Annotated in this window: 6 protein-coding genes and 1 pseudogene; 1 reads left to right on the top strand and 6 read right to left on the bottom strand. The window is 51.0% G+C overall.

Translation table 11 applies throughout. The annotated features are described in order from the left end of the window. Positions 1-482: 482 nt before the first annotated feature. Positions 483-1,190, top strand: coding sequence for an IS6 family transposase (locus F1735_RS32470; protein WP_167241003.1), 708 nt, complete (start codon positions 483-485; stop codon positions 1,188-1,190). Positions 1,191-1,714: 524 nt separating this feature from the next. On the opposite strand, the gene F1735_RS32465 is transcribed toward F1735_RS32470, so the two are convergent. From F1735_RS32465 to F1735_RS32440, 6 genes and pseudogenes are all read right to left on the bottom strand, one after another. Then, positions 1,715-2,215: a hypothetical protein gene (locus tag F1735_RS32465; RefSeq protein ID WP_167241002.1), complete on the bottom strand. Its 501-nt coding sequence runs from the start codon at positions 2,213-2,215 to the stop codon at positions 1,715-1,717. Positions 2,216-2,425: 210 nt separating this feature from the next. Beyond that, positions 2,426-2,932 (bottom strand): hypothetical protein, encoded by a 507-nt coding sequence (locus tag F1735_RS32460; protein WP_167241000.1) that lies wholly within the window; start codon positions 2,930-2,932, stop codon positions 2,426-2,428. A 369-nt stretch (positions 2,933-3,301) separates the two neighbouring features. After that, positions 3,302-3,622, bottom strand: a complete 321-nt coding sequence (locus F1735_RS32455) for a DUF4288 domain-containing protein (protein WP_167240998.1) — start codon at positions 3,620-3,622, stop codon at positions 3,302-3,304. A gap of 8 nt (positions 3,623-3,630) precedes the next feature. Further along, positions 3,631-3,927 (bottom strand): hypothetical protein, encoded by a 297-nt coding sequence (locus F1735_RS32450; protein WP_167240996.1) that lies wholly within the window; start codon positions 3,925-3,927, stop codon positions 3,631-3,633. Further along, positions 3,893-4,108, bottom strand: a pseudogene (locus F1735_RS32445) (transposase); the annotation flags it as partial. The gene F1735_RS32450 and the pseudogene F1735_RS32445, both read right to left, overlap by 35 nt. Before the next feature lie 58 nt (positions 4,109-4,166). Continuing rightward, on the bottom strand, positions 4,167-4,859 hold the full coding sequence (locus F1735_RS32440) for an IS6 family transposase (protein ID WP_167240995.1): 693 nt from the start codon (positions 4,857-4,859) through the stop codon (positions 4,167-4,169). Between the last annotated feature and the right edge of the window lie 200 nt (positions 4,860-5,059).

The following is a 5,059-nucleotide window of genomic DNA, read 5'->3' as shown; positions in this document are numbered from 1 at the left end:
GATGCAGACCAGGATAACGTCGATCGGAAAGCGCATCCCTTTGAAGTTGAGCATGTCGATTCGTCCTGGGTTCGGGCGCCGCAGTTTACATGATTGCCCCGTCGACGTTCGCTAATGCGACAGAACCCTAATGGGTATGTATAAGCGCTCGCAAAAACATGGCATCACACGCCTCATCCGGTGGTACTTTGCGGAAAAAATGTCGCGCAAGAATAGCGATTCTGGTTCTGTCGCATTAGCGGACGTCGGCGGGCCTGTCGGGTAAACTGAGGTGCCCGAATCCAGGAATCGACAGGTTCTGTCGCATTAATTTTTTTGCACATACTTTACACACTATATGTAGTGTAGAAATGGAGAAATAGAACTGCTGGTAGCGATAAATTTCGCTAATGCGACAGAACCACTAGAACATCACCACGTTCAAGGATGTACGCAGGTACTGTCAACTTACGGGTGCGGGGAAAATTTTGTAAAGTAGCGGGATGAAAAAATCCCAACTCTACTGCGGCTTCCGCTACCCGGCAGAAATCATCAGTCATGTCGTATGGCTCTACTTCCGGTTCGCGCTGAGTTTTCGCGACATAGAAGAGCTGATGGCCAGTCGTGGCATCATCGTCACCTACGAGACGATCCGCCAATGGACATTGAAGTTCGGCCAGGGCTATGCCAATGAACTTCGCCGGCGTCAACCGCAGCGCGGGGACAAATGGCATCTTGACGAGGTGGTGCTAACAATCAAGGGCAAGCACCATTACCTCTGGCGTGCAGTCGATCAGAACGGTCAGGTGCTCGATATCTTGATGCAGAGTCGGCGCAACCGACAGGCAGCAAAGCGTTTTTTCCGCAAGCTCCTCAAGGGCTTGCGTTACGCACCACGGGTGCTGATCACCGACAAGCTGAAGAGCTATGCTGCGGCGAAGAAGCAAATCATGCCGGGTGTCGAGCATCGCCGGCACAAGGGCCTGAACAACCGGGCCGAACTCTCGCTTCAACCGACGCGGCAACGAGAACGACAGATGCGCCGCTTCAAATCAGCCGGCCAAGCTCAGCGCTTTTTGTCGGCACATGGCCCGATCAACAATGCCTTCCGCTGCCAGCGCAACCGCTTGACAGCGGAGCAGTACCGGCGCGTCCGCACGCAGGCATTTTCTGTATGGAATGAGGTCACCCAGGTCGCAAAGAACGTTTAATTTGTGGGATAGTATTACCCGACCAGAAGCAATTTCACCTGGAATTCTACAACTCGCCGTCCCGGTTCAGCAAGTTGACAGTACCATCGGGACGTTGCAAGGCGAAGTTTGGGCACGGCCGTATAGTGGCCGTCGGGGTGGGTGGTATCGCTGCGCGGCCCTGGTTCACGGACAGACATACGTGCCAGCAACGCGGGAGCGCGTGCCGCGATCCTGGCCGAAGTCATGCGCCCGCAGACGCACTTGCTGGCCAAACAGGCGCGCAAGAGCGTCAGAAATGATACTGTGTTCCGCAAACCCGAGCCGGCGCGGCGCGAGACGGGCGGGTTGGGTACAGCTCTTTAAATTAGACTTGGGAGCGACCTCATGATGTTATTAACGCTGTCGCGATTTGAAAAGCATTATTAACATTTAATCTGAAACATTAGTCGGCGCGTTGAAATATTCAGAAAAATAACGTTGCATTCTTGAAATAAAAGTGTTGAAAGTTAATATTACATTTTAGTCCGTTATAATCTCTTTTATTAATTGGATTGTTTCTGCCGCGCACTCGTCAGGTACTGATCAGCTAGTTTCTCCCAATTTTTATGTGGCTCTATCCCCGCGCTTTTCCAAAATTCATAGAAGCGCGAAACAAACGGTCCAGGCACTTCCGCTGCTGAGCCTCTCCATTCTGCTTTCCCACAAACAAAATCTACCGTAATTTTTCCAAGTTCGCGTTTCTCGCGGAAAAAAATAATGCTATGGTGCGGGGAGAAAAGACAGGACTTAGCGCCTACTTCTGGCATAAACGGTTTAAGATCTACACGTTGGCTAACACTACTTTCTTTGTCGCCCTCTAAGAGTAGATCGATAAGTAACGCTGATTGCTCTTTAGTAAGAATTTTGCTTATATAAATTATATCGATAGGAATTAATGACAAACCCTGTTCAGAATCAAGTGCGTCCAACTGCGAGGAATGTTCAGTAAGCAGGATTTTGTCCGCTGAACGAACGACCGCAATTATTTCGCGAGTAAATTGCAAATTTGGCGCCTCTTTTGCAACTATCCTCGGTACAGATTTCGGCGTCGAAGACCGTCCAGACTCAGGATTGCAGCCTAATGATAATATAGCTAACAAAGAAAATATAACGTGATTTTTTTTATGGAAAACATATAGATAGAATATAGATAAACAAATTCAGTGTGCGGCTAATCGTAGCTAGCCGCACCTCTGAAAATTCACACTAACGTTTTACTTACGCATCCCCGGCACTTTAGTGACCCAAGGCCCCTGTCCGTCCCAAGAAGGGGGCGGGAAGAACTTCCCAGATCCAAGCATGCCGTCATTGCCAAACCATGCTCCTTCTGTTGGGGAGAAGACCCAAGTCCCAAGTTCAGTGGCTAGCAATTCTGCATACCCAGCTTGCCCTCCGGGGCGGTCTCTGCCAGTGTCACATGATCCAAAAATAATCGGCTGACCGTGCCAATTCTTATCAGCCCGAATTATTTTTGCCAAATCTTTTGGAAACATCAAACTATGGTTAAATGGCCCGTACATCACAACTGGAGCTCCATGTCCAGCGACCGTATAATAACCCGGAACATTCCAAGAATTTGCGCCATTCCACATTTTCGTTTCGGAGGGACTGAAAAAATTCAAATTCGCGAGGCCAAACGGGTCTAGGCTTGTGAGCGGATCGCCACCGACATAAGCGTAGGTATTTATCCCGCCGTCAAGCCCGATGGGATCGCTCTGCACATACCGCCCACCTGACGCACTTTTCTCTAAATCTCGCTACATTTTCTAGTCGAATCAACCGCTTGCAGCAACTAAATTCAGATGCCGCCCCGCATTGTTGCAAATTTCCCTAGACACGCATTCTGGCTTGCGCGCACGCACGAGGCAAGGCATTTCTGGCACGGGGTGGCGGATCGGCGGCACTGACCCGTGCGCCCGCCTGATAAACCATTGGGGACCTAGAAAAACCTACTGCGCGGCGACATTGCCGCTCTGCGATGCTCACCGTACCTGCTACGGCTGCGCTTCTCGAACGACACTGACGCCGCTCGCCACGGTTTTTCGAGGTCCCCCATTGAGTGTGATCACTACCCTGTTCCCCTCGTATAACTAATCGAATTTTTCTAATATACTTATCGCTTCGCTGGATCTAAGGAATCGAGAGAACACCTCATCTGCGTGGCTGCACATATCATTCTCGAGGGGGACGACGCGTTCGACCGTTACAAATTTCCACGTTATCTGCCCCCTCTCAGATGGATAAGTTACTCCAGACTTGCTCCTGCCAATTTCTTTTGCTTTGTCCAAAGCATCACTTTCAGAGGACGCAAGGATAAAAACCATCACTTCCTCCCAAAAACTGTCCGTGATTTCAGAATCTTCAGCTCTCTGTATCTCGCTTCTGAAAAATAAACTTGCTAAAAATCGCATATTCGACCTCATTTCTTAAAACGAAGATCATTCAATAGTTTCCAAGCAGTTTTGGCAGTCTTGTCGCCATTCTTCGAGGCATCCAAAATGGTTTTCAATGTTTTATCTTTCCATTGCCCTGGAAAAACTTCTTTAACGCTGCCTTTACATTCTTTACCCATGATTTCCTGCGCGGTTTTCCCGAATCGGGAAATAGAATTTTGAATTAAAGTTCTTTGTTCTGCGGACCCGGCAGCCTCGATTAAGGTTTCTAGCTCAGCAATATCGGCTCTATGCCGTTTTGAGTGGAACTGGACAGCCGGCACGGTAGATGGTAGATCGCAACGGAGCGGCGGCTGGTTGTAGTGGATTGGCCGGAAGGTTTTTAAACTTGGACATGCGAAGGTAGGCGATGGCGACGAAGTTCTTCACTGTGCGAAATCCGCGGGCGGCCCGTTTGACTTGTTGGAGCATCCCATTCATCGCCTCGACGTAGGCGTTGCTGCGGGTTCTGTCGCGTTGTTGAGTCCAGCACGGATTTTTTCGCGCTGAGCATGACCCCGGCTTACACTGGACGGACTTGTCCTGCCAACGCATAAAACTGGTCGGAGAATGACATGGGCGAAGCGTCATCGACGGCGAACTGACCCTTTCGAATCATGTGCATCAGCTCGATGCCGGCGAGCACGGAGCCGGCAGACCGGAACGATTTGAAGTTGAGCATCGGCCTGGTCATTCGCTTGATGGCGCGATGGTCCTGCTCGACGATGTTATTGAGGTATTTGACTTGGCGCACCAGGATCGGGACGTCGCGGCCAGCGTTGATCGCATCGATCGCCGCCTTATTGGCGCCGCTCTTGTCCATCGCGACCTTGTCCGGATCGCCGTTCTCTCTCATGGCCTTGTCAAAGAAGCGCTTTGCCGCAGCCATGTCGCGCTTGGCTGTCAGCAGGAAATCGACGGTCTTGCCCTGCTTGTCGACAGCGCGGTAGAGGTATTTCCAGACGCCCTTGACCTTGATGTAAGTCTCATCCATACGCCAACTGCCGCCGACCGAGCGCTTGTGTTTCCGGGCCATCTTCTCGATGAGCGGCAGGAAACGAATCGCCCAACGGTTGATCGACGAATGGTCGACCGACACGCCGCGCTCTTCCATCATCTCTTCGAGGTGCCGGTAGCTCAGCGGGTAGGCCACATACCAGCGGATGCAGACCAAGATGACGTCGATCGGAAAACGCATTCCTTTGAAGTTAAGCATGCCAGCTCGTCCAGATTTTTCGTCGTCAAAGTTTACACGATCCCTATGACGGCTCCGCTAATGCGACAGAACCGAGCGAGCCCGGAGGGCGACCGGCGGGGCGCCGTCAGAAAAACCATCGATATCGTCTTGGATGCGTCCTGCTGCTGGTGTCATATTCGATTCCATGTGGGTACCAACTTCCTTAATTAGAGTTATGA

Origin of the sequence: Massilia genomosp. 1, from assembly GCF_011682185.1 — a bacterium.
In the GTDB taxonomy this organism is placed as follows: domain Bacteria; phylum Pseudomonadota; class Gammaproteobacteria; order Burkholderiales; family Burkholderiaceae_D; genus Telluria_A; species Telluria_A rubra.
The sequence above is the reverse complement of the archived record's forward strand: the minus strand, read 5'-3'. Positions and strand labels throughout refer to the sequence as shown.

Bases quoted from the DNA above. Each gene is read 5' to 3' on its own strand.
- F1735_RS32470 (WP_167241003.1), top strand. From the start codon at position 483: ATGAAAAAATCCCAACTCTACTGCGGCTTCCGCTACCCGGCAGAAATC.
- F1735_RS32455 (WP_167240998.1), bottom strand. From the start codon at position 3,622: ATGCGATTTTTAGCAAGTTTATTTTTCAGAAGCGAGATACAGAGAGCT.
- F1735_RS32440 (WP_167240995.1), bottom strand. From the start codon at position 4,859: ATGCTTAACTTCAAAGGAATGCGTTTTCCGATCGACGTCATCTTGGTC.